21 protein-coding genes are annotated in these 25,421 nt (G+C 63.8%); 3 read left to right on the forward strand and 18 right to left on the reverse strand.

The genetic code is table 11. From position 1 onward, the window contains the following. Positions 1 to 15 precede the first annotated feature (15 nt). The 17 genes from AC5RU3_RS06775 to dinB form a co-directional block, all read right to left on the reverse strand. On the reverse strand, positions 16 to 765 hold the full coding sequence (locus AC5RU3_RS06775; protein WP_458116945.1) for a YggS family pyridoxal phosphate-dependent enzyme: 750 nt from the start codon (positions 763 to 765) through the stop codon (positions 16 to 18). Next, the gene (locus tag AC5RU3_RS06780) at positions 758 to 1,474 is read right to left on the reverse strand and encodes a purine nucleoside phosphorylase YfiH/LACC1 family protein (protein ID WP_309072828.1); all 717 of its coding nucleotides are present in this window, start codon (positions 1,472 to 1,474) and stop codon (positions 758 to 760) included. Before AC5RU3_RS06780 ends, AC5RU3_RS06775 begins: the two co-directional genes overlap by 8 nt. 3 nt (positions 1,475 to 1,477) lie before the next feature. After that, entirely contained in the window at positions 1,478 to 2,674 is a 1,197-nt protein-coding gene (gene ftsZ, locus AC5RU3_RS06785) for a cell division protein FtsZ (RefSeq protein WP_309072829.1), read from the reverse strand. Between the two features lie 181 nt (positions 2,675 to 2,855). Next, a complete protein-coding gene (locus AC5RU3_RS06790; RefSeq protein WP_493965099.1) occupies positions 2,856 to 3,794 on the reverse strand; it encodes a cell division protein FtsQ/DivIB in 939 nt (312 codons plus the stop codon). Then, the gene (murC, locus tag AC5RU3_RS06795; protein WP_309123701.1) at positions 3,791 to 5,194 is read right to left on the reverse strand and encodes a UDP-N-acetylmuramate--L-alanine ligase; all 1,404 of its coding nucleotides are present in this window, start codon (positions 5,192 to 5,194) and stop codon (positions 3,791 to 3,793) included. The genes AC5RU3_RS06790 and murC overlap by 4 nt, the downstream gene beginning before the upstream one ends. Beyond that, on the reverse strand, positions 5,191 to 6,327 hold the full coding sequence (murG, locus tag AC5RU3_RS06800) for an undecaprenyldiphospho-muramoylpentapeptide beta-N-acetylglucosaminyltransferase (protein ID WP_309072792.1): 1,137 nt from the start codon (positions 6,325 to 6,327) through the stop codon (positions 5,191 to 5,193). Before murG ends, murC begins: the two co-directional genes overlap by 4 nt. Continuing rightward, positions 6,324 to 7,715 carry a putative lipid II flippase FtsW gene (ftsW, locus tag AC5RU3_RS06805; RefSeq protein WP_309070891.1) on the reverse strand — a complete coding sequence of 464 codons (1,392 nt, stop codon included), beginning with the start codon at positions 7,713 to 7,715 and terminating at the stop codon, positions 6,324 to 6,326. Before ftsW ends, murG begins: the two co-directional genes overlap by 4 nt. Beyond that, the gene (gene murD / locus AC5RU3_RS06810; protein WP_309070890.1) at positions 7,715 to 9,283 is read right to left on the reverse strand and encodes a UDP-N-acetylmuramoyl-L-alanine--D-glutamate ligase; all 1,569 of its coding nucleotides are present in this window, start codon (positions 9,281 to 9,283) and stop codon (positions 7,715 to 7,717) included. Before murD ends, ftsW begins: the two co-directional genes overlap by 1 nt. Then, on the reverse strand, positions 9,265 to 10,368 hold the full coding sequence (gene mraY / locus AC5RU3_RS06815) for a phospho-N-acetylmuramoyl-pentapeptide-transferase (RefSeq protein ID WP_309070889.1): 1,104 nt from the start codon (positions 10,366 to 10,368) through the stop codon (positions 9,265 to 9,267). Before mraY ends, murD begins: the two co-directional genes overlap by 19 nt. Next, positions 10,365 to 11,888, reverse strand: a complete 1,524-nt coding sequence (locus AC5RU3_RS06820; protein WP_309070888.1) for a UDP-N-acetylmuramoyl-tripeptide--D-alanyl-D-alanine ligase — start codon at positions 11,886 to 11,888, stop codon at positions 10,365 to 10,367. Before AC5RU3_RS06820 ends, mraY begins: the two co-directional genes overlap by 4 nt. 6 nt (positions 11,889 to 11,894) lie before the next feature. Next, positions 11,895 to 13,496, reverse strand: coding sequence for a UDP-N-acetylmuramoyl-L-alanyl-D-glutamate--2,6-diaminopimelate ligase (locus tag AC5RU3_RS06825; RefSeq protein WP_309123704.1), 1,602 nt, complete (start codon positions 13,494 to 13,496; stop codon positions 11,895 to 11,897). Between the two features lie 58 nt (positions 13,497 to 13,554). Then, positions 13,555 to 15,345: a peptidoglycan D,D-transpeptidase FtsI family protein gene (locus AC5RU3_RS06830; RefSeq protein ID WP_493965100.1), complete on the reverse strand. Its 1,791-nt coding sequence runs from the start codon at positions 15,343 to 15,345 to the stop codon at positions 13,555 to 13,557. 34 nt (positions 15,346 to 15,379) lie between these two features. Further along, positions 15,380 to 16,045 (reverse strand): cell division protein FtsL, encoded by a 666-nt coding sequence (gene ftsL / locus AC5RU3_RS06835; protein ID WP_309070886.1) that lies wholly within the window; start codon positions 16,043 to 16,045, stop codon positions 15,380 to 15,382. Beyond that, positions 16,042 to 17,031: a 16S rRNA (cytosine(1402)-N(4))-methyltransferase RsmH gene (gene rsmH / locus AC5RU3_RS06840; protein WP_309070885.1), complete on the reverse strand. Its 990-nt coding sequence runs from the start codon at positions 17,029 to 17,031 to the stop codon at positions 16,042 to 16,044. Before rsmH ends, ftsL begins: the two co-directional genes overlap by 4 nt. A 230-nt stretch (positions 17,032 to 17,261) precedes the next feature. After that, positions 17,262 to 17,693 (reverse strand): division/cell wall cluster transcriptional repressor MraZ, encoded by a 432-nt coding sequence (mraZ, locus tag AC5RU3_RS06845; protein WP_309070884.1) that lies wholly within the window; start codon positions 17,691 to 17,693, stop codon positions 17,262 to 17,264. A gap of 283 nt (positions 17,694 to 17,976) precedes the next feature. Then, a complete protein-coding gene (locus tag AC5RU3_RS06850) occupies positions 17,977 to 18,354 on the reverse strand; it encodes an SCO2097 family morphological protein (RefSeq protein ID WP_309070883.1) in 378 nt (125 codons plus the stop codon). A 211-nt stretch (positions 18,355 to 18,565) separates the two neighbouring features. Further along, positions 18,566 to 19,810 (reverse strand): DNA polymerase IV, encoded by a 1,245-nt coding sequence (gene dinB / locus AC5RU3_RS06855; protein WP_309070882.1) that lies wholly within the window; start codon positions 19,808 to 19,810, stop codon positions 18,566 to 18,568. Positions 19,811 to 19,903: 93 nt separating this feature from the next. On the opposite strand from dinB, the gene AC5RU3_RS06860 reads away from it, so the two are divergent. Continuing rightward, positions 19,904 to 21,013 carry a polyprenyl synthetase family protein gene (locus tag AC5RU3_RS06860; RefSeq protein WP_309123698.1) on the forward strand — a complete coding sequence of 370 codons (1,110 nt, stop codon included), beginning with the start codon at positions 19,904 to 19,906 and terminating at the stop codon, positions 21,011 to 21,013. Positions 21,014 to 21,042: 29 nt separating this feature from the next. On the opposite strand, the gene AC5RU3_RS06865 is transcribed toward AC5RU3_RS06860, so the two are convergent. Further along, on the reverse strand, positions 21,043 to 21,396 hold the full coding sequence (locus AC5RU3_RS06865) for an Rv2175c family DNA-binding protein (RefSeq protein WP_309070880.1): 354 nt from the start codon (positions 21,394 to 21,396) through the stop codon (positions 21,043 to 21,045). A gap of 272 nt (positions 21,397 to 21,668) precedes the next feature. Here AC5RU3_RS06865 and AC5RU3_RS06870 point away from each other — a divergent pair, with 272 nt between their 5' ends. Both AC5RU3_RS06870 and AC5RU3_RS06875 read left to right on the forward strand, forming a co-directional pair. Beyond that, positions 21,669 to 23,210 (forward strand): LysM peptidoglycan-binding domain-containing protein, encoded by a 1,542-nt coding sequence (locus tag AC5RU3_RS06870; RefSeq protein ID WP_309070879.1) that lies wholly within the window; start codon positions 21,669 to 21,671, stop codon positions 23,208 to 23,210. A gap of 96 nt (positions 23,211 to 23,306) precedes the next feature. Then, positions 23,307 to 25,406 (forward strand): protein kinase domain-containing protein, encoded by a 2,100-nt coding sequence (locus tag AC5RU3_RS06875; RefSeq protein WP_493965101.1) that lies wholly within the window; start codon positions 23,307 to 23,309, stop codon positions 25,404 to 25,406. Positions 25,407 to 25,421: the final 15 nt, after the last annotated feature.

The following is a 25,421-nucleotide window of genomic DNA, read 5'->3' on the forward strand; positions in this document are numbered from 1 at the left end:
GTTACAGCTTTGACGCTACCCCAAGGGAGGGCGAGCACCGAGGACATCTGAGCCGACTCGCAGGTGTGTCGCACCTGCCTCGATCGCCTGTTCAAGGTCCCCGCTCATACCGGCCGAGATGCCCGTCGCCTGGGGATAGCGCGCGACGACGTCCGCTGAGATCCCGGCCAGCCGGCTGAAGGCGCGGCGTGCGTCTACCCCAAGCGGCGCGACCGCCATGACGCCTGCCAGCCTCAAATGAACGGCGTCGTCAATCCGTGCGGCGACATCGAGCACGGCAGAAGGGGGGGCTCCCCCACGCCCGGCATCATCCCCGGACAGGTTCACCTGCACATAGCAGTCCAGCAGAGAAGGTGGGGCACCCGAAGCATGCTGCGGTGACGGGTCCAAGAGTTCAGCACGCCGGACCATCGCCTTCTCAAGTGCGTCAACCAGCGAAAGGCGATCGACGGAGTGTACCGAGTGCGCATAGTTGACCACGGATCGGGCCTTGTTTGTCTGCAGCTGGCCAATGAAGTGCCAGTGTAGCCGCGGGTCAGCGACTGCTAGCGCTTTAGCGGCTGCCTCCTGGTCCCGGTTCTCGCCGACGTCCAGGACTCCAAGCTCGGACAGCAGCACGACATCCTCGGGCGGGAAGAACTTGGTCACCACGATCAGCGTTGGCCGGTCCGTTCTGCCGCAGGCAACGGTCGCGCTCTCGATACGATCGTTGACCCGCCGCAGGTTGGATTCGAGTTCCGAGCGTCTGTCCGATGTCTCAGCCATGAGGCCACACCAGCCCTGCAAGTCGGCCAACCGGCCGACCCTGTGCGACCGCGCGGTGTGAGAACAGTTGCTCGTTCTCGAGGGTGCACCACGTGGCATCCCTGCCGGGTTCGCGCACCTCAGCTCCCGCCGCTTCGAGCTGCCCGCGAACTCCGGCCGGCAGGTCGAGGGCAGGCGTGCCCCAGCTTGTGATACTGGAAGTCGAGGGCACCTCCCGCGCAACCGAGTCGCGCATCTCCGCTGGAACTTCGTAGCACCGCCCGCAGACGGACGGTCCGATCCATGCGGCGATCGAGCCTGCCCCACGCCGGCGAAGCTCTTCGACTGTCAACCCGACAATGTTTCCCTCTACGCCCTTACGCCCGGCATGCGCCACAGCTGTCGCTGCTTCGCCGTGTGGACCGCGGCCGACCAGTACCACCGGTACACAGTCTGCGACCAGCACGGCGAGGGCGTTGGTACCTGCAGGACTTACCAGTGCGTCTGCCTCCGGCGCGGGACTGTACCCAGCCTCAGCGATAACCGTTGAGTGAGTCTGGGTCATGAAGTGCAGAGCACCAGGAGCGACGCCGATTTCGGCCTCAAGAGCCCGCCTGGAAACAGCAGCGGCACCCGGGTCACCGCCGACCCGAGGAGCGAGATTACCCGCTCCTCGATCGGTGAAGGCAACCCGGATGCCGGGTGCTGCATCAAAGGTCCGGAAGAACACCGCTTACTTCAGGAAGTCCGGAACGTCCAGGTCATCCGAGCGCCCGGTGGAGTAATCAGGCTCCACGACCGCAGGCAGGTCCACATCGAAACCGGCATCTCCGGGAACATCATTGCGCCGTCCGTTAGCCGAATGCTGCGACCAAGCGCCGTAGCCCGCTCCCGCTGCCACGGTCTGCGGTGCAGGGGCTGACTCCCGTCCGATGGCGGGAGCAGACGCGGGCTTGGCAGCCGGGGCAGGCTGCGAGGTGGCATCCACCTGGTCGAAGCCCGCTGCAATAACGGTGACACGCGCTTCATCACCCAGGGCATCGTCAATGACAGCACCGAAGATGATGTTCGCCTCGGGGTGAGCCACTTCCTGGACCAGGCGAGCGGCCTCGTTGATCTCGAACAGCCCGAGATCGGAACCACCCTGGATGGAGAGCAGCACGCCATGGGCGCCGTCAATTGACGCTTCGAGGAGCGGTGATGCGATAGCCAACTCGGCGGCCTTCACAGCGCGGTCCTCGCCGCGGGCGGAACCGATACCCATCAGGGCGGACCCTGCACCCTGCATGACTGACTTGACGTCGGCGAAGTCGAGATTGATCAGCCCGGGTGTGGTGATGAGGTCAGTGATGCCCTGGACGCCGGAGAGCAGCACCTGATCCGCCGAGCGGAAGGCATCCAGCATTGACACGTTACGGTCGCTGATCGAGAGCAGACGGTCATTCGGGATGACAATCAGGGTGTCCACTTCGTCTCGCAGGGTGTCGATCCCGGTTTCCGCCTGGTTTGACCGACGGCGCCCTTCGAAGGTGAACGGGCGGGTGACCACGCCAATGGTCAGCGCGCCAAGCGAACGGGCGATACGAGCGACGACGGGCGCGCCACCGGTACCCGTCCCGCCGCCCTCACCGGCGGTGACGAAGACCATGTCCGCCCCGCGGAGGACCTCTTCGATCTCTTCTGCATGATCCTCGGCGGCCTTGCGGCCGACTTCCGGATCCGCTCCGGCGCCCAGGCCGCGGGTGAGCTCACGGCCGACGTCGAGCTTCACGTCGGCATCGCTCATGAGCAAAGCCTGCGCGTCCGTGTTGATAGCGATGAACTCCACGCCGCGCAGGCCGACCTCGATCATTCGGTTGACGGCGTTCACGCCACCGCCGCCGATGCCTACGACCTTGATGACGGCCAAGTAATTCTGCGGTGCTGCCACGTCCTGTGTCCCTTGTTCGATCTGTGCGCTGGTTGGGTCTTGTGGGCTGGAGGTTCCAACCTTCGACCTGACAAACATTCACCTTCAACTTGAGAGTTAATGTTATGTCAAGTAACTTCTACTGAGACGCTAGGTGCATGGTCTCCGGCATGCAACGACCGCTCCCGCGTGTCGGAAAACTTCACCTGGTAACCGGGCGGGACGGCGTGCTGACGTCGTACACATTCACCGGTGGGTCCTGGGCTTTCATGGTCAGCAGTGCGGCAACTACCCGGGCCTTCTCGTTGTTCGACTCCGCGCTCCCCCAGAAGATTGTCTTGCCGTCCGTCAACTTCAACTCGACGGAATCGATTGACGTCGCGGAAGCATGCACCAGCCGCCCCCTGATGTCCGCAGGCAATGCGGCAAGGACGTCCGCGATCGAGGAAAAGACCTTGCTGTTGACGGCATCCGTACCGCCGTCGATCAGTGGGAGTGCAACAGCTTCCCGGTCCGGCACGCTACTGAGCTGCCTGCCCTCGGAGTCGATCAGGACGAAGCGCCCGTCGTTCTCCAGGATTGCGACCGGCACTCGTTCCACTACTGTGACGCTGAGGGTGGAGGGCGGTGCTGCGGCGACTGACACATCTTCGATGGGCGGGAAGTCTGCGAGCAGCGCACGGACGTCGTCGTCGCCTATCTGGGTCAGCGAGATACCCATGAGCGGGGCAAGCGCCGCAGCTATCTGGTCCTCGGGGACCAATTGGTTTCCCTGGACCTCCAGGGTCCGTACGGCCAACGCAGGTGAGTACACCAGGTAGGCGATCAGACCGCCGACGAGCAATACAGCGGAGATGATGGCAGTCAGCCACCATCTTCTCCGCTTACGTCGCGGCGGTTCCGGGAACGCTATGACAGTGCCGGCATCCGGCTCGCGGTCCAGGAGGGCGACCGGCGCCTCCTTCGATGCCGAGATGCGTTCCTCGCGCAGGGTGTCGATCTGCCGGGCGGGAACGTGTTTCTCGGCAGTGATGGACTTCTCGGCACTGATGGATTTCTCGGCAGTGATGGTGTCATCCGTCGAGAACCGGCGCTGCCGGGGCCGGGCAGGTCCAGGCTTGCGCGGAGGTCGGGGGGTCACTGGGAGTCTTCCTTACGCGCGAGGAGATCGACCAACAGCGGACCGAAGCGGGTTACGTCACCCGCCCCGACTGTCAGGATGATGTCGCCGCTCCTGGCCGACCCAACGATGTCCTGCATTGCTGCGTCGGCGCTCGGAGCGTACCCGCCGGGTACGGTTAGCCGGTCGCTGATCAACCGGCTGGTAACGCCCTCCACGGGATCCTCCCGGGCGGCATAGATATCGAGGACACGCACGGAATCGGCAAGTGACAGCGCAGCCGCGAACTCTTCGGCGAACTCCTGCGTGCGCGAAAACAAATGCGGTTGGAAGAGCACGTGCACGCGGTACTCCCCCGCGACAGTCCGGGCGGCACTGAGTGCGGCAGCAACTTCGGTGGGATGATGCGCGTAGTCGTCGAAAACCCGAACGCCGCCGGACTCCCCCTTCGCTTCGAAGCGTCTCGCTGCACCGGAGAAGGATGCCAGGCCTGCGGCAGCTGCGGCGGGATCCACACCCAGTTCGAGTCCCACAGCGAAAGCAGCGGCAGCATTGAGGACGTTGTGCCGGCCGGGGACCCCAAGTTGCAGCTCCTGCTGGCTGTCGAGTCCATCCACCGAGAAGGAGAGAACGCTGTTCGAGGTACTGCCCAGTGCCCGAGTGTTACTGATCCGAACGTCTGCACCTTCGTTGTATCCGTACGTCCTCACCCGACGCGAAGCGGCGGTTCGCTCAGCTAGTGCGGCAGCTCCGTCATCGTCATGACAGGCAACCAGCACGCCGTCCCCGGCAGGCAGCAACGCCGCAAACTGATCAAAAGAGCGGTACACCGCATCGGCTGACCCGTAGTGGTCCAGGTGATCGGCCTCAACGTTGGTGACCACGCCGATGTGCGGACGGTAATTGAGGAAGGAACCGTCGGACTCGTCCGCTTCGGCGACGAACACCTCCCCGTCGGCCCACTCGGCATTGACGCCCAAAGCGGCGACCTCACCGCCGATCGCGAAGGACGGATTTGCTCCGGCAGCCTGCAGCATGACGGTGATCATTGCCGTCGTCGTCGTCTTGCCGTGCGTGCCGGCAACGGCAACCACCGCGCGTCCGTCCATAGCGGCGGCCAGCGCCTCTGAGCGGTGAAGGATCCGTAGTTCCCTGGCTTCCGCCTCCACGAGTTCGGGGTTCGACCCGCGGATTGCGCTGGACACAACGACGGTGTCGGCGATTCCCAGATTCGCCCCGTCGTGGCCGACGTGCACACGTGCACCGAGCGCGGCGAGAGCCTGAAGACCACGTGAGTCGGCGGCGTCGGACCCTGAGACCTCGACACCCCGGCCGAGGAGCACTCGCGCCACGGCCGACATTCCGGCTCCACCCAGCCCAATGAAATGGACGCGGCCCAGGTCTCTAACAGCAGTACTCATGAGCGGCCTCCGGCAGCATCGATAATCAGCTTCGCCATGCGCTCATCGGCGTCCCGCACGCCGAGCGGCGCAGCGGCCATGGACATGCTCTCGAGTCGCTCGGCGTCCTGTACCAGGGGCAGGGCTTCGGAGAGGAGCCATTCAGCACTCAGCTGCCGGTCCTCGACCATGAGCGCCCCTCCGGCAGCAACCAGTTCCGCGGCATTACGCCGCTGTTCCCCGTTGCCGTGCGGCAAGGGCACGAAGACAGCGGGCAGTCCAACGGCTGCAACTTCACAAACCGTCGCGGCCCCTGCGCGCGCCAGCAGCAGGTCGGCTGCTGCATAGACGTTCTCCATGCGATCCACGTACTCGATCTGGCGGTAGTTCCCAGTGGTGAGGAGCGCACCGTCGGTCCCGGTCACCTGCTTTCCGCGCCCGGTGATGTGAAGCACCTGAACCCGGTTGTCCGCTTCAACTACCTTCTGCGCGGCGGCAGCGACTGCGCGGTTGATGCTCGCTGCTCCCGAAGACCCGCCGGTAACGATCAGCGTGGGGCGGACAGGGTCCAGGCCGAGCTCTGCACGTGCTTCTGCGCGCTGTGCAGCGCGGTCAAGTGTCGAGATTTCCGGCCGCATCGGCATTCCAACCCACTGCTCGCCCGGCAGGCCTGTGCCTTTGAACGCCACCGCGACAGTGTGTGCGATGCGCGCCCCCAACCGGTTGGCCAGCCCTGGGTGCGCGTTCGCCTCGTGGATGACCACCGGGACGCGGCGGATCCTCGCTGCAAGGTAGAGGGGCGTGGACACGTATCCACCCACACCCACGACGACGTCGGCCCGCGCGGCGTCGACGATTTTCAGCGCCTGTTGCACGGCCCGGACCAGACGAACCGGAAGCTTCAGCAGGTCGATGCCCGGACGGCGGGGCATCGGAACGCGCTCGATGGTTTCGAGGCGGAATCCTGCGGCCGGCACCAGTCGCGTCTCCATGCCGGCAGCAGTACCGACGGCGACAACGCGGGCGTTCGGGCTTGCGGTGACGAGGGCACGGGCGATTGCGAGCAGGGGGCTGATGTGCCCGGCGGTACCCCCGCCGGCAAGGACGACCGACAGGGTGGCGTCTTCAGTCAATGGAGTCTCTTGATCTTTCATTTGCGGATCCCGGAGTCGGATTCGGGTTTCGTGGCGCCTTCAGCGTCGCTCGCCGCGGACGGCGGCATCCGCCGGGCGAAAGCAAGCAGCAGGCCGACGGCGGCAAGGGTGAAGGTGAGCGCGGAACCACCGTAGGAGATGAACGGCAGCGGAACACCGATGACCGGTAGCACCCCGGTGACCATACCGATGTTCACGAAGGCCTGCCCTATCAGCCATACGAGGATGGAAGCCATGAGGATACGCACAAATGGATCGGTATAACGCCGCGCCACCCGCAGGGTGGCCACCGCAAGGATGCCGAACAGCGCGATCACCACGAGGGTGCCGATCAGTCCGAACTCCTCACCGATGATGGCGAAGATGAAGTCGTTGTGGGCTTCCGGGATCCAGTTCCACTTCTGCCTGCTCTGGCCAATACCCACACCCCACCAGCCACCGGATGCGAGGGCGAACAGACCCTGGTTGGACTGGAAGCAGGGGTCTGTTGCGGTGTCGCAGTTCAAGCGCAGCCAGGCCTGGATACGTGTACTTCGAGTGCTGTTGAGCAGGATCGCTCCGAAGGCGCCGGCGATCCCCACGAGCCCGGCGATGGTGAACATCTTCATCGGCGCTCCGGCAAAGAACAGGGCGGCGGCGAGGATCATGCCGAGGATGATCGCCGTGCCCAGGTCTCCGCCAAGCATGACCAGACCGACGATCAAGCCCCCGAACGGAAACAGGACGGGCACCAGTGCGTGCTTCCAACTCCTGATCAACCCGCGTTTCCGCTCCAGCACCGTTGCACACCACAGCGCAAGCGCAAGCTTTGCAGGTTCTGAGGGCTGCATCGTGAATCCGCCGACCTGGATCCAGTTCCGGTTTCCATTGATCTCCTGGCCGATCACCAGCACCAGGACGAGCAGGACCGCTGCGACGCCTAACCCGGGCCAGGCAAGCGCCTTGTACATTCGCGGGCCGAACCGCGACAGAATGAACATCAGGATGATGCCGCCCACCGCCCACATCCCCTGCTTGAGGAAGAGATCGAAGGCGGTAATCCCGTTGCTCACCTGCTCGCCCTCGGCGGCGGCTTTCGCGATGGTTTCCACCGACGACGCCGACAGCACCATCATGAGCCCGATGGCCGTCAGTGCCAGCGTGGCTCCGAGGATCATGTAGTAACTGGATCCGCTGGTCTGACGGTCCGACCCTTCGAGGAAAAGCCACAGACGGACGAAGGCGCTTCGAACGCCCCTGCGTGGTGGCCCGACCGCCGTCGCGACAGTGGGCGAAGCGTCCTGAGAGATGAGGTTGTCGGGCCTGCTCCCGGAGGTGTTCCTGCTTGAGCTGGAGTGCTGTCGCACCGCCGGCTTCCGGCGCGGATGCCGGGTGGGCGTGCTGACCATTACAACTCCTTAGCGGTGAATCCCTGCCCCTCCACAATCCCGCGAACTGCCTCGATGAAGGCGGCCCCGCGGTGAGCGTAGGAAGGAAACTGGTCCATCGACGCGGCCGCCGGAGCCATGAGCACAGTATCGCCATCCGCAGCGATGCGCAGTGCCTCGGTGACTGCGGCGCGCATGACCTGGACGCCATCTGGACTCGATTGGGACGGCAACTCGTCCTTACCAGTGTGACCCGTGGCAAGGTTTATCACCGGAACATCCGGAGCGTGTCGGTGGAGAGCGGCCGCGAGATCCGTGCTGTCCCTTCCGATAAGCACTGCGGCCTTGAACCGGCCGGCGTTGTCGCGAACCAGGTCGTTGTAGTCCACGCCCTTTGAGAGTCCGCCTGCGATCCAGACAACACTGTGGAAGGAGGACAGGGCGGCGTGCGCCGCATGCGGATTGGTCGCCTTGGAGTCGTTGATCCAGAGCACACCGTCCCGGGCTGCGACCAGCTCGATACGATGCCCGGAGGGCTGGTAATTACGGATCCCGTCGCGTACCGCCCCCGCCGGCACTCCTGCTGCCCGCACCAGGGCAGCGGCCGCCAGAGCGTTGGCGACAAGGTGCCGCGGGACCACCTCACCGAGGTCAGTCACGGCCGCCAGCTCCGCCGCCGAATCCTTGCGCTGTTCGATGTAGGCCCGGTCAACGAGCAGGCCATCCACGACGCCGAGCATGCTGATGGACGGAGTATTCGTGGTGAAACCGATGGCGCGGCAGCCTTCCTGAACGTCGGCTTCCTCGACCATCCGCTCGGTGGCTGGAGATTCGACGTTGTAGACGCAGGCCACCCGGGTGTTTTCGTAGATCTTCGCCTTGTCTGCCCGATAGGCCTCGAAACCGCCGTGCCAGTCGACGTGGTCTTCTGCGAGGTTGAGGCAAACACTTGCCAGCGGGGCAAGGGTGTAACTCCAGTGCAGTTGGAAGCTGGAGAGTTCGACGGCGATCACGTCGTAACCTCGCGGATCCCGGATGGCGTCGAGCAGCGGAGTTCCGACGTTTCCTGCGGCAATGGCGCGCAGGCCCGCTGCACGGAGCATGGACTCGGCGAGCGTGACTGTGGTGGTCTTGCCGTTGGTTCCGGTGATGGTCAGCCATTCGGCGGTGGGACGTCCTGCCCGCTCCCGCACCCTCCAGGCGAGTTCCACGTCACCCCAGATGGGGATCCCGTCTGCTGCAGCGGCTGCAAGCAGCGGCTGGGCTGGACTCCAGCCCGGGGAGGTGACCACCAGCTCGGGCGCCTCGCCGTCGATGAGCGGAAGCGATTGGGCCGTAACCGGGCCGAGCAGCACGTCCACTGCTCCGACAATGCGTAGCGTGTCCGCCTTCGCCTGAGTCTCCTCGGAGTCGGTAGCGTCACAGACCACAACGCGAGCCCCAAGTTCGATGAGGGTGTCCGCTGCAGAGAATCCCGACAGCCCGATGCCTGTTACCAGCACCCTGAGCCCTGCCCAGTCAGCGTCCCAGGAGGTCAGCCCCTCAAGGCGGTTCGATGTTCCTGCCTCGCTCACAGCAGCACGACCCATTCAGCATAGAAAATACCGAGAGCCACGGCGACGAAGAGCCCGGCGAGGATCCAGAAGCGCACAACCACCGTTACTTCCTGCCAGCCCTTGAGCTCAAAGTGGTGCTGGAGGGGTGCCATCTTGAAAACCCGCTTGCCGCCTGACAGCTTGAAAAATCCGACCTGGATGATGACGGACAGGGTGATCATCACGAACAGTCCGGCCATGATGACGAGCAGGAGCTGAGTACGCGAGAGGATTGCGAAGCCGGCAATGGCCCCACCGATTGCGAGCGACCCTGTGTCACCCATGAAGATCTTGGCGGGCGATGTGTTCCACCAGAGGAAGCCGACCAAGGCACCGCACATGGCGCCTGCAATCAACGCGAGGTCCAGCGGATCGCGAACCTCATAACAGATGTTGGCGGGAACATCCGGCGACGCGCAGCGCTGGTTGAACTGCCAGATGCTCATGAGCATGTACGCGCCGAAGACAAAGACCGCAGCGCCGCTCGCCAGTCCATCCAGGCCGTCAGCCAGGTTCACGCCGTTGGTAGCTGCGGTGATGATGAGGTTCGACCAGAGAACGAACAGGATTGCCCCTATCAGGGAACCTGCGAAGGCCAGATCGAAAGCCGTATCGCGGACAAACGAGATGGCCGTCGATGCCGGCGTGCGGCCGTTCTCGTCGGGGAAGTTCAGGGCGAGGATGGCGAAAACCACACCGACGAGGGTCTGACCGATGATCTTCGCCGGCGCGCTGAGGCCGAGGCTGCGCTGTTTGGAGATCTTGATGTAGTCGTCGAAGAATCCGACCACGCCCATGCCCACTGTCACCATCAGCAGCAGAAGTCCGGAGACCGTTGGCCCCTGGGAGTCCCCCGCAGCGCTCATGATCAGATGGGTGGCGAAGTACGACAACACCACCGAGCCCACGATGACGGTACCGCCCATGGTGGGTGTACCGCGCTTGGTGTGGTGAGCCGTGGGACCGTCGTCGCGGATGAACTGCCCGTAACTCTTGCGCACGAGAAGCCTGATGAAAAGGGGCGTACCCACCAGCGCCAGCACAAGGGCTGACGCGGAGGCAATCAACAGCGAGATCACAGCGAGGGTCCCCCTGGGTTCGTTGGACCGGATTCACTCGACTCAACCTGTGTCCCCTGGTCAGATGCGGGCACCGCCGTCGGCGATTCCGTGGCCAATGCTAGCCGATCGCCCAGATGACGTAGCCCGGCGCCATTGGATGACTTCACCAGGACAAGGTCCCCGGGTTGCAGCTCGCTTGCCAGCACTGCCTCGGCCTCCGCCACGTCGTTCACGAAAATCGCTTCGTCTCCCCAGGATCCTTCCAGCACAGCACCCGTATGAAGCGCCTTGGCTCCTTCTCCGACAACGAGCAGCTTGGAGATGTTCAACCGCACCGCCACGCGCCCGAGGGCATCGTGTGCCGTGACGGAGTCTTCCCCCAGTTCGAGCATCTCACCCAGTACTGCCCAGGTGCGTCGTCCACGACCAAGTTCGGCGAGCGTGGCAAGGGCGGCGCGCATGGATTCAGGATTGGCGTTGTACGCGTCGTTGATGACGGTTACGCCGTCCGGGCGGTCGGTGCGCTCCATGCGCCAACGGCTGACGGCACGCGCGTTGCATAGCCCGGACGCGATCCGCTCGCCCGGGATTCCAAGTGTGTGGGCAGCGGAGGCGGCCGCGAGGAGGTTGGCAACGTGATGCCGTCCGATCAGGAGCGGCCGCACCTCATGCCTGCTCCCGTCAGGAAGAACCAGGGTGAAGCAGGGGTTGCCTTCGACCGAGAGCGACACGTTCTCGGCCCGGACCGTGCCGCTGCCGGGACGGTCGAACGTCGGGTCTTCGGAAAAGAAGAGTATTCGTGCCTGCGTCTGCTCGGCCATCGCTGATACCCGGGCATCGTCTCCATTGAGGATGGCCACACCGTCGGCAGCAAGCGACCTGGGCAGTTCTCCCTTGGCCTGGGCGATTTTCTCGACGCCACCGAATTCCCCCGCATGGGCCGAGCCCACGCACAGAACTATCCCGATGTCGGGCTTGACCATGGACGTGAGATATTCGATGTGCCCGACGCCGGTCGCCCCCATCTCGATGACCAGGTAGCGGGTGCCGTACTCGGCCGAGAAGATCGTGAGCGGAACGCCGATCTCACCGTTGTACGACCCGATCGGAGCGACGGTGGTGCCTTCTTCGCGCAGGATCTGCGCCAGTACGTCCTTGGTGGTGGTCTTGCCCGCCGAACCGGTGATGCCGATCACCGTCAGCGGTGAGTGGGCGCGGAGGCGGCGCACCGCTTCGGCAGCCAGCTTGCCCATGGCCTCGACCGCATCCGGCACCAACACGGCAGGGAAGTCAATGCCGTCGTCGTTGGGGACGATCCGCTCCACGAGGGCGAGAACCGCCCCGTTGGCGAAAGCACTGGCGACAAAGTGGTGACCGTCGGTGGCCTCACCGGGTTTGGCGATGAAGAGACCGCCGGGGCGGCTCTCCCTGGAATCCGTGGTCGCTGAACGGACGACGAGGGACGGAGCCTTCTGGGCGGACTCCGAGAGCGTCCCGCCCGTTACTGCCGCGATGTCGGCTGCGCTGAATTCAATCATGACGATCTAGGACTCTATCCTGTTGCCTGAAAGCACAGAGAATCCATGCCGTGTCAATGCGGCGGCCAGTTCCACCCGGTCATCCAGCGGCAAATTCACGCCTTTGACCTCCTGCCACACCTCGTGGCCCCGTCCTGCGACAAGCACCACATCTTCGGGCTGAGCCAGCGAGACCGCTCTGTCGATAGCCTCTGCACGCGGGAAAACCTCCAGGATCTCGCAGGTCAGGTTCTCCGAACTCCTGGCAGCGTGGGCGCCCTCCAGCACGCCCGCCCGGATGACGGCTTCGTCCTCGTCATGAGGGTCATCGTCAGTGACGATCACGATGTCTGCCCGGCGAGCGGCCGTCGCACCCATGATCGGACGCTTTGACACATCGCGCTGCCCGGTGGCGCCGAACACAACCAGCACGCGGGAATCGGCGTCGGCCACCCGTACGGAGTCCAGCGTCAGGGCCAGCGCATCCGGGTTGTGGGCGAAATCCACGATGGCTGCAGGACGCTCGCCGATCAATTGCATGCGGCCCGGCACCTGGGTTGTGAAGGGATCTTGTTCGTCCAGAGCGCGCTGCAGGTCGGATGCCTCCACCCCTGAGGCAAGCACCATGACGGCGGCCAGCGCAGCGTTCGCGATGTTGAAACTTCCGGGGAGGCCGCAGCGAAGCCTCAGCTGTGCCCCCTGTGGGCCGAGCAGGGTGAACGTGTGCCCGAGACCTGTCCGCTGTATCTGCGAAACGGTCCAGTCAGCCTTCACCTCACCCGTCGCCGACACAGTGGTCGTCTCCACCACTGTCTCGTCGGCAATCCGCCTACCCCACTGGTCATCAATCAGAAGAACAGCGCGGCGCGTGCGCTCCGGCCGGAACAGCGCGGCTTTCGCGGCGAAGTACTCCTCCATACTCCCGTGCAGATCGAGGTGGTCCTGTGTCAGATTGGTGAAACCGGCGACGTCGAAGTGGACTCCGTCCACCCGCCGGTACTCGATGGCGTGGGAGGAGACCTCCATTGCTGCGGCGTCGATGCCGCGCTCACGCATCAGGGCCAGGAGGCCATGCACCTGGGGCGATTCCGGGGTGGTCAGAATTGACGGAATGACGGTCCCGCCGGCCCGGATCTCGATCGTGCCGATCAGCCCGGTGCTCCTCCCCAGCGCCGATTCGAGTGCGTTGAGGAAGTAGGTGGTGGTGGTCTTGCCGTTGGTGCCGGTTACCCCGAAGAGGGTGGGGCGGCCAGAGACCGGCTGACTGTCGAAAACGACGGCGGCAAGCGGGCCCACATAGTCACGCACCGGAGCAGCCCGGTACAGGGGAACGTCGTGTCCGGCAAGTGCCGACTCAGCCGCGGCCACACCGGCATCGTCCGTCAGCACGGCAGCCGCGCCGGCCGCGATCGCCTGACCGGTGAAGTCCGCCCCATGGCGTCCTGTCCCGGGGACGGCAATGTAGAGGTCTCCCGGAACGACTTGCCGTGAATCGATCGTGACGCCCGTGATGGAAACGGGATCGCCGTCGTCGTTCTGGGTACCTACCCGCTCCACCGAGGTGAGATCCGCTGGAAGAGCGGATAACACCTCATCCATGGTTCGGGGCACGACGACGTCGGGCCGCATGCGCGCGGCAGCAACGGACTGTTCATTTGTGGACACGTTTGGGGCCTGCTTACGCGGATCAGTACACGACCGGGTAAGTTTCGGGCTTACCGGTCGCGGGCGGGACGTTGTTCGAGTTCAGAACGTATTTCATGACCTTCTGGAAGGATTCCCCCGGAACCAGATAGTACAGGTCTCCCCGGGGCCGCTGCAGTGTCACCACCACCACGTATTCGGGGTCCTCCATTGGTGCCATGCCGGCGTACGACAGTGTGTAGCCGTCGTAACCGCCCTGCGGACTCGGTGCTTCCGCGGTGCCGGTCTTGGATCCCACGCGGTATTCCTCGAGGGCACCGGACGCTCCGGACCCCTCAACGGTCACGGTTTCCAGCATGGTGTGAAGCTCGTCGGCCGTTTCCTCCGACACAACGCGCGTGCCCTCGGCCTGCGGCACCTTGTGCTCAGTGCCGTCGGGGTCAATGTAGGCGTCGATGAGCCGCGGCTGCAGGCGAACGCCGTCGTTGGCGACCGTCTGGTAAACCATGGCGGTGTGCAGGGCCGTCTGCGCGAGTCCCTGGCCGAAGAGCACAGTGTATTGCTGACGTTCGTCCCAGGTGTCCGGCGTGGGAAGGATGCCTGCTGTTTCTCCGTCAAGCCCCACGTTCAGGGGTTCACCGATACCGAACTTCCGCAGCCAGTCATAGCGCTCCTGCTTGCTCAGCTGTTCGCCGATCATGACCGTTCCGGTATTCATCGACTTGGCGAAGATTCCGGCGGCTGTCCGCTTCTCGGTCCCGTGCTCGAAAGCATCCTTGAAAGTCTGCCCGTCCACCGTGTAGGTGGGCGGTGTTTCGAACCTGCTGGTCGGCTCGATGATTCCTTCTTCCAGCGCAGCCGCCATGGTGATGAGTTTTGTGGTGGAGCCGGGTTCAAACGACGCAGTGACGGAGAGGGGTCCCAGGAATTTGGGATCCGTGGCTGCATAGTTGTTGGGATCCGGCGTGGTCGACTCGGCCATCGCCTTGATCGCCCCGGTCTTCGCCTCGACCACAACGATGTTCCCCCACTCGGCGTTGTAGTCCTCGACCTGCGCCGCAATGGTCTGCTGGGCGAAAAACTGCAGGTCCTGGTCGATGGTCAGCCGCACCGACTTACCGTCCTGCGCAGGCACGTCCTTATTGGTGGCGTAGGGAATGCGGATACCGTCGCCGCCGATTTCGTAGGTGCGGCTGCCGGGCGTACCGGTCAGATGCTCGTCCTGTGTCAACTCGATACCGCTCAGGGCCCTGCGATCCCCGCTCATGAAGCCGAGGATCGAGCCTGCGACCGCTCCCGACGGATAGGTACGCAGAGTAGTGGGATCGGCGTAAACCCCCGGCATTCCGACGGCGAGTACCTTGTTCCGTACCTCCGGCGTCACCGAGCGCGCGACGAAACCGAATGAGGCATCACCAAGGATGGATGACTTCAGCGTCGCGACGTCCTGGCCGAGGATTGCCGAGAGTTCCTCGAAGCCCTGCTCCATCGGGATGTCCTCGACCCGCTCATCTGTCTCCGGGTTGTACCGGTCGAATGTTTCGCCGCCGCTCAGCCGCTGGTCGACCACGATGTCGAACCGCTGGACCGTGTGCGCCAGTTCGTTTCCCTCATCGTCCAGGATGCTGCCGCGCAGCGCCGGCACCTCCTGCGTGACCAGACGCTTGTTCAGGCCGGCCTGGGCCATTCCATCGAAATCGAGTCCCTGCACCTGGAAGAGCCGAACGCCGAGCACAAGCAGCAGGATCAGGACGAAAGCCAGACCGACTCTCAGCCTCGCGGCTCCGAGCGCTACCCGTAGTGTTTCCTGTTGGGAGTTGTCGGCTGGTGCCACCGTGGTTCCTCGCTGCGTTGGTTACTGCGGTTGCTTATTGTCCGGGAGCGGCTTGTGCGGGTGCCGGGATGGTTCCGCCGCTCGCCGGCTCCGCGGTCGTGACCGGTTCCTCGACGGCGGGTTCCGCTGCTGGCTCCGCCTTTTCGACGGGCGCTGCAGGCGCGGCGGCCTCGCTCGGCATATTCACAGCGGGGGCCGGAACAAGGACCGGCGGTGCATCAGACCCGCTGGCTGGTTCCGGAGTTCCGCTGACTGCCAACGAATCTACATCAATGATTCCGAAAGTCGGGGAAGCCACCATGTCGAGTTCATGAGCCGCCGTTGCAAGGTTTTGGGGTGCCCTGAGGTTCTCGAGCTGTTGCGTCAAAGCCTGGTTCTGCTCAGCAAGGGCAACCTCCTGACCACGCAGTGAAACCAGCTTGTATTGACTGCTGGAGACGGAGATGTTCAGCATGAGGACGACCACCAGGGCGGCGATGAGCGCAGCCATCGAGAAGACGGCGAAAGGCACCCGACCACGCGTGGGAGCGGCGGGAACCACTGAAAGCGGGGTCCGCCGTCGTTCCCGTCCGGCCTGCGTCTCCGGGTTCGATATCGCAGGACTCTGCAGGGCGCGCGCAGTATTGCCTGCGACCATCGGCGCGGTTGCGTAAGCGCTGCGATGCACAGACGGCCTCTCCTGCACTGACTGGCTCATCATGCGTTCCTGTCTGTCGGGCTGGTTCTGGTCCGTTCAACTGCCCTGAGCTTGGCGGACGCGGCTCGCGGGTTGTCGGCGATCTCCTGGTCCGTGGGTGCTTCGGTACCCTTGGTCAAGGTTTTGAGATACGGCTTGTGCTCCTCGAGTTCCACCGGAAACCCGACGGGGGCCGAAGATCGGGTTCCTGCGGTGAAAGCCGCTTTCACGATCTTGTCCTCGAGGGAGTGGTAGGACATGACCACTACCCTCCCCTGCACTGCGATCGAACCCAGCGCAGCCGGGATGGCCCGGGTGAGTACGGAGAGCTCCTCGTTGACCTCGATCCGCAGGGCCTGGAAGGTCCGTTTCGCTGGATGTCCGCCGGTTCTGGCGGCTCCTGCCGGAACCACAGACCGAATAACGTCGACCAGTTCACCGGTGGTGCCGAACGGTTTTGTTCCACGGGCGGCGACGATCGCGGAAGCGATGCGCCCTGCGAACTTCTCCTCCCCCCAGCTGCGGATGATTCGCCGCAGCTCCTCTTCGGAGTAGGTGTTCACGACGTCGGCGGCACTCTGCCCGGTACTCGTGTCCATCCTCATGTCGAGTGGTGCGTCGTAGGAGTAGGCGAACCCGCGATTACGCTCATCAAGCTGCAGCGAGGAGACACCCAGGTCGAACAGAATGCCGTGCACTTTGTCGAAGCCGAGGTCTTCGAGAACCGAGGGAATTTCGTCATACACGGCGTGCACGAGGTCGGTGCGGTTCCGGAAGGCAGCAAGCCTCTCTCCGGCGAGACGCAGGGCCTGCTGGTCGCGGTCTATGCCCACGAGGTGGAGTTTATTGAACCGCTGGAGCATGGCCTCGGAGTGGCCCCCCATGCCGAGGGTGGCGTCTACGACGACGGCGCCCTCACCGGCCGATTCAATAGCGGGAGCGAGGAGGTTGATGCACCGGTCCAGCAGAACGGGAATGTGCCGTTCCTCGGTAGGACGCTCCTCCCCCATATGCCCGCTCCTTCCTGCTGACTCATTCAGGCTGCGCACCTGTGCTGTGAACGCTGTGCTTGTTCTTCGATCAGATCCCCATCCGCTCCATGCGTCCGTCTGCCTGGCTCCGGGGAAGGTGAGTCAGGTGGGCGGCCGCTGGGCGGCTGGAGGTCTCATCCAAGAACCTTCGCAAGCGCGAATGCTCTGTTGTAGTTACTAAGGGTTGTGGTTACTCGGTGCAGCGACTGTCAGAAAATTCCCGGCAGTGCGTCTTCGTCAGTTTCGGAGAAGGCCGTTTCCTTCTCTTCGAGATAGTCATTCCACGCGGTCGCATCCCAGATCTCAGCGCGGCTTCCCGCTCCGATCACTGCAAGCTCCCGATCCAGCCCTGCGTAGGTACGCAGGGCCTGCGGAATCGTCACCCTTCCCTGCTTATCCGGCACCTCATCTGATGCGCCGGACAGAAAAACGCGAATGTAATCACGAGCCTGGCGCGATGAGAGCGGTGCCTCCCGCATCTGCTCGTGAACTTTCTCGAACTCCCGCTGACTAAAAACGTAGATGCAGCGCTCTTGGCCCCTGGTCAACACCAAACCGTCGCTCAGTTCGTCTCGAAACTTTGCCGGTAGGATCAACCGCCCCTTCTCGTCCAGCCGTGGCGAGTGTGTTCCTAGGAACATCCGCCACCACCTGTCCGATCGGGAGGGCCAAGCGTAACCACTACGCTCTTATGTCCCCCACTTTACTCCACAATCCTCCCCCGTCAACGCGACACCACGTGCGTCGAACTGTTTCTTCCCGCTGATCGGCGAAGCCATGCGGATATCGCTAGGTGAAGGGCTGTGGAGGGGATATTGCGAATGTGGTGCTGCCAGGGGGCATCAACGTCGGTTTGTGGCGATTAAACGACACAGGGCCCGCCTTTGGCGGGCCCTGTGGGGGAAAGTGGAGGAGGTGGGGAGCTTAGGGTTGATCCCTTTTACGCTCGTCCCACTTTTCTTCGAGACTGCTGAGGAAACCGCCGCGCGGCGAGCTGGACGCCTTGGCCGTTTTGCCGGCTCCCGGGGCGGCGCCGTCCAGCTTGGTCTTGGTTGTTGCGTAGTAAACACCGGCGCCCATAATGAGGAAGCCCAGGACACCCACCGGTATGAATTGATTCCAGATGCCGAGTAGCAGGATCGCGATACCGGCAATGGTCACGAGCGAACCGAGCACGATACGGCGGGTGGACATCGAGCGAGTGGTACTCGACGCCATGGAGTGGGCGAATTTGGGATCGTCGGCGTGAAGCTGTTGTTCCAACTGGTCAAGCAGCCGCTGCTCGTGTTCCGAGAGTGCCATCACTGCCTCCTTGCTACTGGTACCGAAACCCTCAAACCCAAACAACGAGTTCAGCCGGGAACTAGTTCCCGGCTGCCACCGCAACGAGTTCGCTGCGGCTTTCTGATCTGAGTGGGTCAACACCTGGTCGATCCCTAGTAATAAGGATAGATTGCATTCACCCCGAGGGAAAGCCGCTCCCGGCCGCCGGAGACCCCTGCAAGGCCCGAAATCAGCCGTTCGACGGCTCGTTGGATGCCTCCCCGTTTGCTGTCCCGGACGGGGGTCTCAATAACCGGGCCGGGATAATCATTGAAGCGCCGAACTTGCCGTTCACGCGGTCGAGCGCCTGTTCGGCAAGACGCCAATTGTCGTCCTGGCGGTCGATCGTCAGCTGGTGCGCACTGCCGGCCGCAGATTCGAGTTTCTCCGCCCGTATTCCGATAAGTCGAACGCTCAGCGGACGTTCACCCAGCGACTCCAACAGTTGGCACGCCGCGACGTAGACGGCGTGGGCACTGTCGGTAGGCTCCGCCAACCGCCGCGACCGGGTGAGGGTGGAGAAGTCCGCATAGCGAAGCTTGAGGGAGATCCCAGAGGTGCGCAACTGCGCGGACCGAAGGCGGGAGGCCGTTCGGTGCGACAGGCGAAGCAGTTCCGCGCGGAGAGTGTCGTCGTCAGCGATATCGGACGCGAAGGTCTCTTCGGCGCCAATACTCTTCTCCTGTCTGCTGACCGTCACCGGCCGGGGGTCCTTCCCCCAGGCAAGCCTGTGAACATGTGTGCCGGTGGCGCCCAGTGTGCGTTGCAGGACGGAAACGGGTGTCCGTGCAACATCTTCGACGGTCCTGATTCCGAGCCGCGCGAGAACCTCCTGTGTCTTCGTGCCCACCCCCCAGAGCGCTGACACCGGGAGTGTATGCAGGTATTCAACGGTCTGCGCTGCCGGAATCAGCAATAGCCCGTCCGGCTTGGCACGCGTTGACGCGATTTTCGCGACGAACTTGGTGGAGGCGATCCCGACGCTCGCAGTGATGCCGAGCTCACGTGCAATTGTGCTTCTGATGAGCTCACCGATGCGCCGGGGCGGCCCGAGACGGCGCAGGGATCCCGACACGTCAAGGAAGGCTTCGTCCACACTCAGCTGTTCAACGAGTGGTGTGATGGTGCCGAAGATCTCCATGACAGAGGCGGAGACCTCGGCATAGCGTTGATGGTGAGGTTCGAGGATCACCGCGTGGGGACAGAGCCGCATGGCAGTGGCCATCGGCATGGCGGATCGGACTCCGAACCGCCGCGCCTCGTAGGAGGCCGACAATACGACTGAACGGCCCGACGGCGACCCGGCGATCACTGCCTTCCCGCGGAGATCCGGGCGCGAGAGAAGCTCCACCGATACGTAGAAGGCGTCCATGTCCACGTGGAGGATGGTGCATTCGGCGTCCTCTGGTCCAGCGGAATCGGAGCGGATGGACATGGTGCTCATCCTAGTGCTGCCCACGGTCAATTCGACCGCTCCGGCGGTCACCGCAGCGGACAGCACCGGATGAGGAGCGCCTAGACTGGGCCTATGACCGACCGTATCGCTGCTTCTTCCACGCTTATCCAGGACGAGCAGGATCGCTTCCGTCAGTCACTTACTGGAGTCACCCGGGACTTCCTTTCCGCGCAGCGCACCCTATTGGAGTCCGTATCACCGGACAGCGCCGTCCTTGTTGACGCAATTGAACGGCTGGTCGCCGGCGGGAAGAAGATGCGGCCGCTGCTGTGTTACTGGGGATGGAGGGGAGCCGGAGGAGCAACGGACGACGACGGCATCGTCACCGCAGGGATGTCCCTCGAACTGTTTCAGGCGGCCGCGCTCGTGCACGACGACATCATCGACCGGTCGGACATCAGGCGTGGTGCGCCAAGCGTGCACAAGCAGTTCGAAGGCCGCCACGATAACGGGCGCTGGCATCTCGACGCAGCGCACTTCGGCACCGGTGCGGCCATCCTCGCGGGAGATCTTTGCCTGTCACTCAGTGAGGAGGCGTTCGCTTCCATCGCCGGGGCGCCAGAGACGCTTCGCACGGCGCGAGCGATCTTCAACCGGATGCGCACGGAAGTCATGGCTGGGCAGTACCTCGACCTGCTCGAGGAAGCTGTCGGACCGGATCGGGACCCCGCTGAGGCAGCCGAACGCGCGCTGGGCATCGTGCGGTTCAAATCCGCCAGGTACTCGACCGAGCATCCGCTGTGTATCGGCGGCGCCCTTGCGGGGGCAACACCGGAAATGCTCGCCGGCTACTCGTCGTTCGCGCTTCCGCTGGGCGAGGCATTCCAGTTACGGGACGACCTGCTCGGGGTCTATGGCGACCCGGCTGTCACCGGTAAGCCCTCCGGGGATGATCTCCGCGAGGGCAAGCGGACCGTCCTGATAGCGAAGGCCTTGCAGGCCGGCAGCCCGGAGCAGAAGGACGCCCTGAATGCTGGGCTCGGGAGCACGGTGATGAGTCAGGAAGAGGTGTTCCAGCTGCAGGGAATTATCGATCAAACCGGTGCGCGAGAAGAAGTTGAAGCCCTCATAGCCGAGCGGGCGGCCACCAGCTTTCAGGCGCTGGAAGCGATACCCCTGGATGCGGTCTGCAGGGACGCACTCGGTTTCCTTGCCGAGGCCGCGGTCACGCGCACGGCCTGACGCGGCGGCCTCGCATGACGCGCAGGTGACTACCAGGCCATAGCTTGGGCACGACGGCGAATCTCCGTCTTTCGCCCTGCCTTCAGTGCATCAATGGGTCGACCCGGCAGGGACTCGTCTTCCGTGAAGAGCCAGCGGATGATCTCTTCGTCCGAGAAGCCTGAATCGCCCAGGACTGCAACGGTTCCCTTGAGGCTCTCGAGGACATGCCCATCGGTGATGAACTCTGCGGGCACAGAGCGGATGTTCCGGTCAGTGACGCGGACCGACACGAGCGCGCGCTCATTGATCAGGCCATGGACCTTGGTGATTGACAGGTCAAGCGCTTCCGCGACATCGGGAAGGGTGAGCCAATCGCCCACAAGGGTTTCCAGTGTATTCACGCCCTTAAGCGTGCCATGCCTCCGTGCTCCAACTCCACTCAGCGGCGGACCTCGGAGCGTCCAGTGGCAACACGCCAATGCTGCGCAAATACTGCGACTTTCTGAGGTGTTGTGCTACGTGGCTCATGGTGTAGATTCACATAAGTCACACAAGTAACAGTAACAACTTGTGTATCAACTGCACCAAAGGGTCTCGGGGATAACGGCGGCATCGGCTGGCGCTCCTTGCCCTGCCATGCGGGTAAGCCCGCCGATACAGATGAGGACAGACAATGACCGCCCAGCGCCCGTCATCGCCGCTGAACGTGCCAGCCGCCTGCACAACCCCGTTCAAGAACCGAGGATTAGGTATCGCGGTTTCCTCCGCCGCAATTCCGGCCGTCGTACTCTCCTCGGTTGCACTGGCGGCGCCAGCTGCAGCCGCGCCGGCCTCGAGCCACGTCGCATACCAGCCGCTGAAGACCATGCCGGCCACCAGCGCCAACTCCGCTGTGATCCCCGCTTCCCTGGTGGCAACACAGGTGCCGAAGCTTGTCCCCATGCAAAGCTCGCCCGCAACGTACGTCGTTCGCGCAGGCGACACGATCAGTGGCATTGCTGCCCGGCACGGACTCGCCATGCAGGCAGTCCTCAAGGCCAACGGTCTGACGGTCAACTCGCTCATCCACCCGGGCCAGAAGATCAAGCTCTCCGGTTCCACCGCAGCCCCTGCCAAGCAGGCAGCTCCTGTCAACCGCCAGTCGGCAGCCACCTACACCGTGAAGTCGGGCGACACACTTGGAGCGATCGCAGCCCGCCACGGAGTGAGCCTCGCGGCCGTGCTCAAGGCCAACGGGCTGTCAATGTCGTCCGTCATCCATCCCGGACAGAAGATCAAGCTCTCAGGGCCCGCCGCGGCCCCCGCGCCGAAGGCGTCCGCACCCAAGCCTGCACCCGCCTCCGGCGCCACCTATGTGGTGAAGGCCGGCGATACGCTGGGCGCCATTGCGGCCCGTCACAACGTGAGCCTAGGGTCCGTCCTCTCGGCTAACGGACTTTCGATGAACTCGATCATCCATCCAGGACAGCAGCTGAAGCTGGGGGGATCGAACGTGGCCGTTCAGACCGGCCCGAAGCCCGCAGCACCCAAGCCTGCTGCGCCGGCCGGAGGCGGGTCCTACACCATCAAGGCCGGCGACACCCTCGGCGCGATCGCAACCAGGCACGGGGTGAGCTTGAACGCGCTTCTTTCAGCGAACAAGCTGAGCGCTACAACGATCATCTATCCCGGCAAGAAGCTGACCATTCCGGGCGGAGCAAAGACACCCGCGCAACAGAAGCCCGCCGACCTTGTGCCGTCGACCTTCCTGCACTACACCTACCCGGACGCCGTGGTTGCGGAAGCCAACAAGAACAAGCACACCCTCAACAACCTTCCGGCGCCCTCACAGGCGGAGATGAAGGCGATCGTTGCAGATACTGCTCGAAAGATGGGTGTGGATCCCAGCCTGGCGCTGGCATTCTCCTACCAGGAGTCCGGCTTCAACCAGCGGGCAGTCTCCCCTGCGAACGCCATCGGCGCGATGCAGGTGATTCCGATGTCCGGCGAGTGGGCCTCTGACCTTGTCGGTCGGAAGCTGAACCTCCTGGACCCTTATGACAATGCGACCGCGGGTGTTGCGATCATCAAGGCGCTCCTGCGCAGCAGCCCGAACCAGGACATAGCCATCGCGTCCTACTACCAGGGCCAATACTCCGTCCAGACGCACGGCATGTTCTCGGACACCAAGAACTACGTCGCAGCAATCAAGGCGCACCAGAAGAACTTCCGCTAAATCCCGCCCGGGATCGCTGTTTCCAGACAGCGGCCGGCGCCCCTACCGATCTGTGTTGGTGCGGGCGCCGGCCGCTGTTTCACTTAGTATCGAAGGGTGCGGGAGAGGGCGAGAGACTCACTGGTGGACACCGTCGTGGACGGCCGTTACCTCGTGCGTTCCCGGATTGCGCGCGGCGGCATGTCCACTGTCTACCTGGCGACGGACCAGCGCCTTGAGCGGGATGTTGCGCTCAAGGTTCTTTACCCCCACCTTGCCGAGGACCAGCGCTTCCTTGAGCGGTTCGAGCGCGAAGCAAAATCTGCTGCGAGGCTGTCTCACCCGCATGTTGTGGGAGTTCTGGATCAAGGGGTGGAAGAAGGACCGGATCATGGAGTCGCCTACCTGGTCATGGAGTATGTTCCCGGCAGAACGCTCCGAGACCTTCTGAGGGAGCGCGGCCGTCTGACCCCGCGCCAGGCACTCGCCATGCTTGACCCCGTCATCGAGGGATTGGCCGCGGCCCACGACGCCGGGCTTATTCACCGGGACGTGAAGCCCGAGAATGTGCTGCTCGAGGAGCGCGGCGGGATCAAGATCGCCGATTTCGGGCTCGCCCGAGCAGTGTCCGCAGGAACCAATACCGGCACCCTCGTCGGCACGGCGGCGTACTTGCCGCCGGAATTGATGACCGGAGGGACAGCGGACGCCCGCAGCGACATCTATTCGGCCGGTATCATGCTTTTCGAACTTCTTACGGGCACGCAGCCTTACCAGGGAGATGCCCCCATTCGGGTTGCGTTCCAGCACGTGAACTCGCGAGTTCCAGCGCCTTCCACCAGAGTGCCTGGGCTGGCCGAAGACCTCGACGAACTGGTTCTCTGGTGCACCGCCGTCGACCCCGAGAAACGCCCCGTCGATGGACATTCCCTACTCGGCGAACTGCGCCATATCAGGACTACACTCACCGACGCCGAACTCGACCTGGGCAGCGAGCACCAGCATGAACCCGCAGCGTCCGGAAAGTTCTTGGATTCCGGCGGCGACGCTCACACGGAAGTCATTTCCGGTCCATACTCCGCCACTGAGGTAGTCGGACCCTCGCATCCCACTGAAGCCATTGGCGGATCAGGGTCCCCCACCACCGTGCTGGGCAAAGGCTCACACCCCACGACCGTATTCGATTCGGTTCCAGCCGCAGGCCCAAAGCCCGAACAGCAACCCGACCCGGCTGCTCGGGAGAAGCTTGCAGCCAGGGACTTCAAGGCGCACCAGAAAGAGCGGGCAAAAGCTGCACAGCGACCGCAGAAAGCATTGCGGCCGGGTAATGGTCGCCGTCGCAGCGCACTGCTGATCGCCTTTCTCGCCCTTCTGGCACTGCTGGCCGCCGCAGCCGGCTGGTTCCTCGGAACAGGTCCTGGCGCGCTCGTAACCGTACCGGACGTTTCCAACCGCCCGCTGAGCGTCGCGCAGGCCCTTCTTTCCCAGGTCGGCCTGTCCTCAAGGGCCGAGCAGGTCCACTCGGACGCAGTGGCTGAGGGACTCGTCATCACGAGTGAGCCGCAACCAGCAGCCGCAGTGCGGCCGTGGGAAGAGATCGCGCTGATCGTATCGCGGGGCCCAGAACTCTTCGCGGTTCCCGAGGTGTCCGGCCTCGCTGAGGCGACAGCAGCGGCTTCGCTCGTGGCTGCAGGTTTCGACGTCGGAGAGGTGACACGCCAGTTCAGCAGCTCCGTCGGCGAAGGGGAGGTCATCGCCACTACCCCGGCGGGAGGCGAGACAGTCCCGGCGGGCACCGCCATTGGCCTCGTCGTATCGCAGGGACCTGAACCGGTTGCGGTTCCCCCGGTGGTGGGTCTGCCTGAGGAAGAAGCCCTCAGCGCGCTTGAGGATGCAGGGTTGGTCGGTGAGATCGCCCCGGAGGCAGTCAACGACGCAGAGGTACCGGCGGGTTCCGTCCTGTCGCAGAGTCCGTCCGACGGTCAGCTCCGGCCGGGAGAAACGGTCACGCTCACGCTATCCGCGGGTCCCCGGATCATCGAGGTTCCGGATGTCTTCTCCCAGCCGGAGGCAGAAGCGATTGCGGCGCTCGAGGAGGCCGGATTCACTGTCGAAGTGGACTACGCCTTTGGCAGGCCGGTTCTTGGACTGGTCGCCGGCCAGGACCTCACGGGTGAACACCCTGAGGGTTCAACGGTCACCATAACGGTTACCTGACAGGAGCCAAACGGC

This window comes from Arthrobacter sp. MDB1-55, assembly GCF_059092925.1.

Coding starts and splice junctions, on each gene's coding strand:
- AC5RU3_RS06775 (WP_458116945.1), bottom strand. CDS start 765: ATGGCTGAGACATCGGACAGACGCTCGGAACTCGAATCCAACCTGCGG.
- murC (WP_309123701.1), bottom strand. CDS start 5,194: ATGAGTACTGCTGTTAGAGACCTGGGCCGCGTCCATTTCATTGGGCTG.
- murG (WP_309072792.1), bottom strand. CDS start 6,327: ATGAAAGATCAAGAGACTCCATTGACTGAAGACGCCACCCTGTCGGTC.
- ftsW (WP_309070891.1), bottom strand. CDS start 7,715: ATGGTCAGCACGCCCACCCGGCATCCGCGCCGGAAGCCGGCGGTGCGA.
- murD (WP_309070890.1), bottom strand. CDS start 9,283: ATGGGTCGTGCTGCTGTGAGCGAGGCAGGAACATCGAACCGCCTTGAG.
- AC5RU3_RS06820 (WP_309070888.1), bottom strand. CDS start 11,888: ATGATTGAATTCAGCGCAGCCGACATCGCGGCAGTAACGGGCGGGACG.
- AC5RU3_RS06825 (WP_309123704.1), bottom strand. CDS start 13,496: ATGCGGCCCGACGTCGTCGTGCCCCGAACCATGGATGAGGTGTTATCC.
- ftsL (WP_309070886.1), bottom strand. CDS start 16,045: ATGATGAGCCAGTCAGTGCAGGAGAGGCCGTCTGTGCATCGCAGCGCT.
- rsmH (WP_309070885.1), bottom strand. CDS start 17,031: ATGGGGGAGGAGCGTCCTACCGAGGAACGGCACATTCCCGTTCTGCTG.
- mraZ (WP_309070884.1), bottom strand. CDS start 17,693: ATGTTCCTAGGAACACACTCGCCACGGCTGGACGAGAAGGGGCGGTTG.
- AC5RU3_RS06850 (WP_309070883.1), bottom strand. CDS start 18,354: ATGGCACTCTCGGAACACGAGCAGCGGCTGCTTGACCAGTTGGAACAA.
- dinB (WP_309070882.1), bottom strand. CDS start 19,810: ATGTCCATCCGCTCCGATTCCGCTGGACCAGAGGACGCCGAATGCACC.
- AC5RU3_RS06860 (WP_309123698.1), top strand. CDS start 19,904: ATGACCGACCGTATCGCTGCTTCTTCCACGCTTATCCAGGACGAGCAG.
- AC5RU3_RS06870 (WP_309070879.1), top strand. CDS start 21,669: ATGACCGCCCAGCGCCCGTCATCGCCGCTGAACGTGCCAGCCGCCTGC.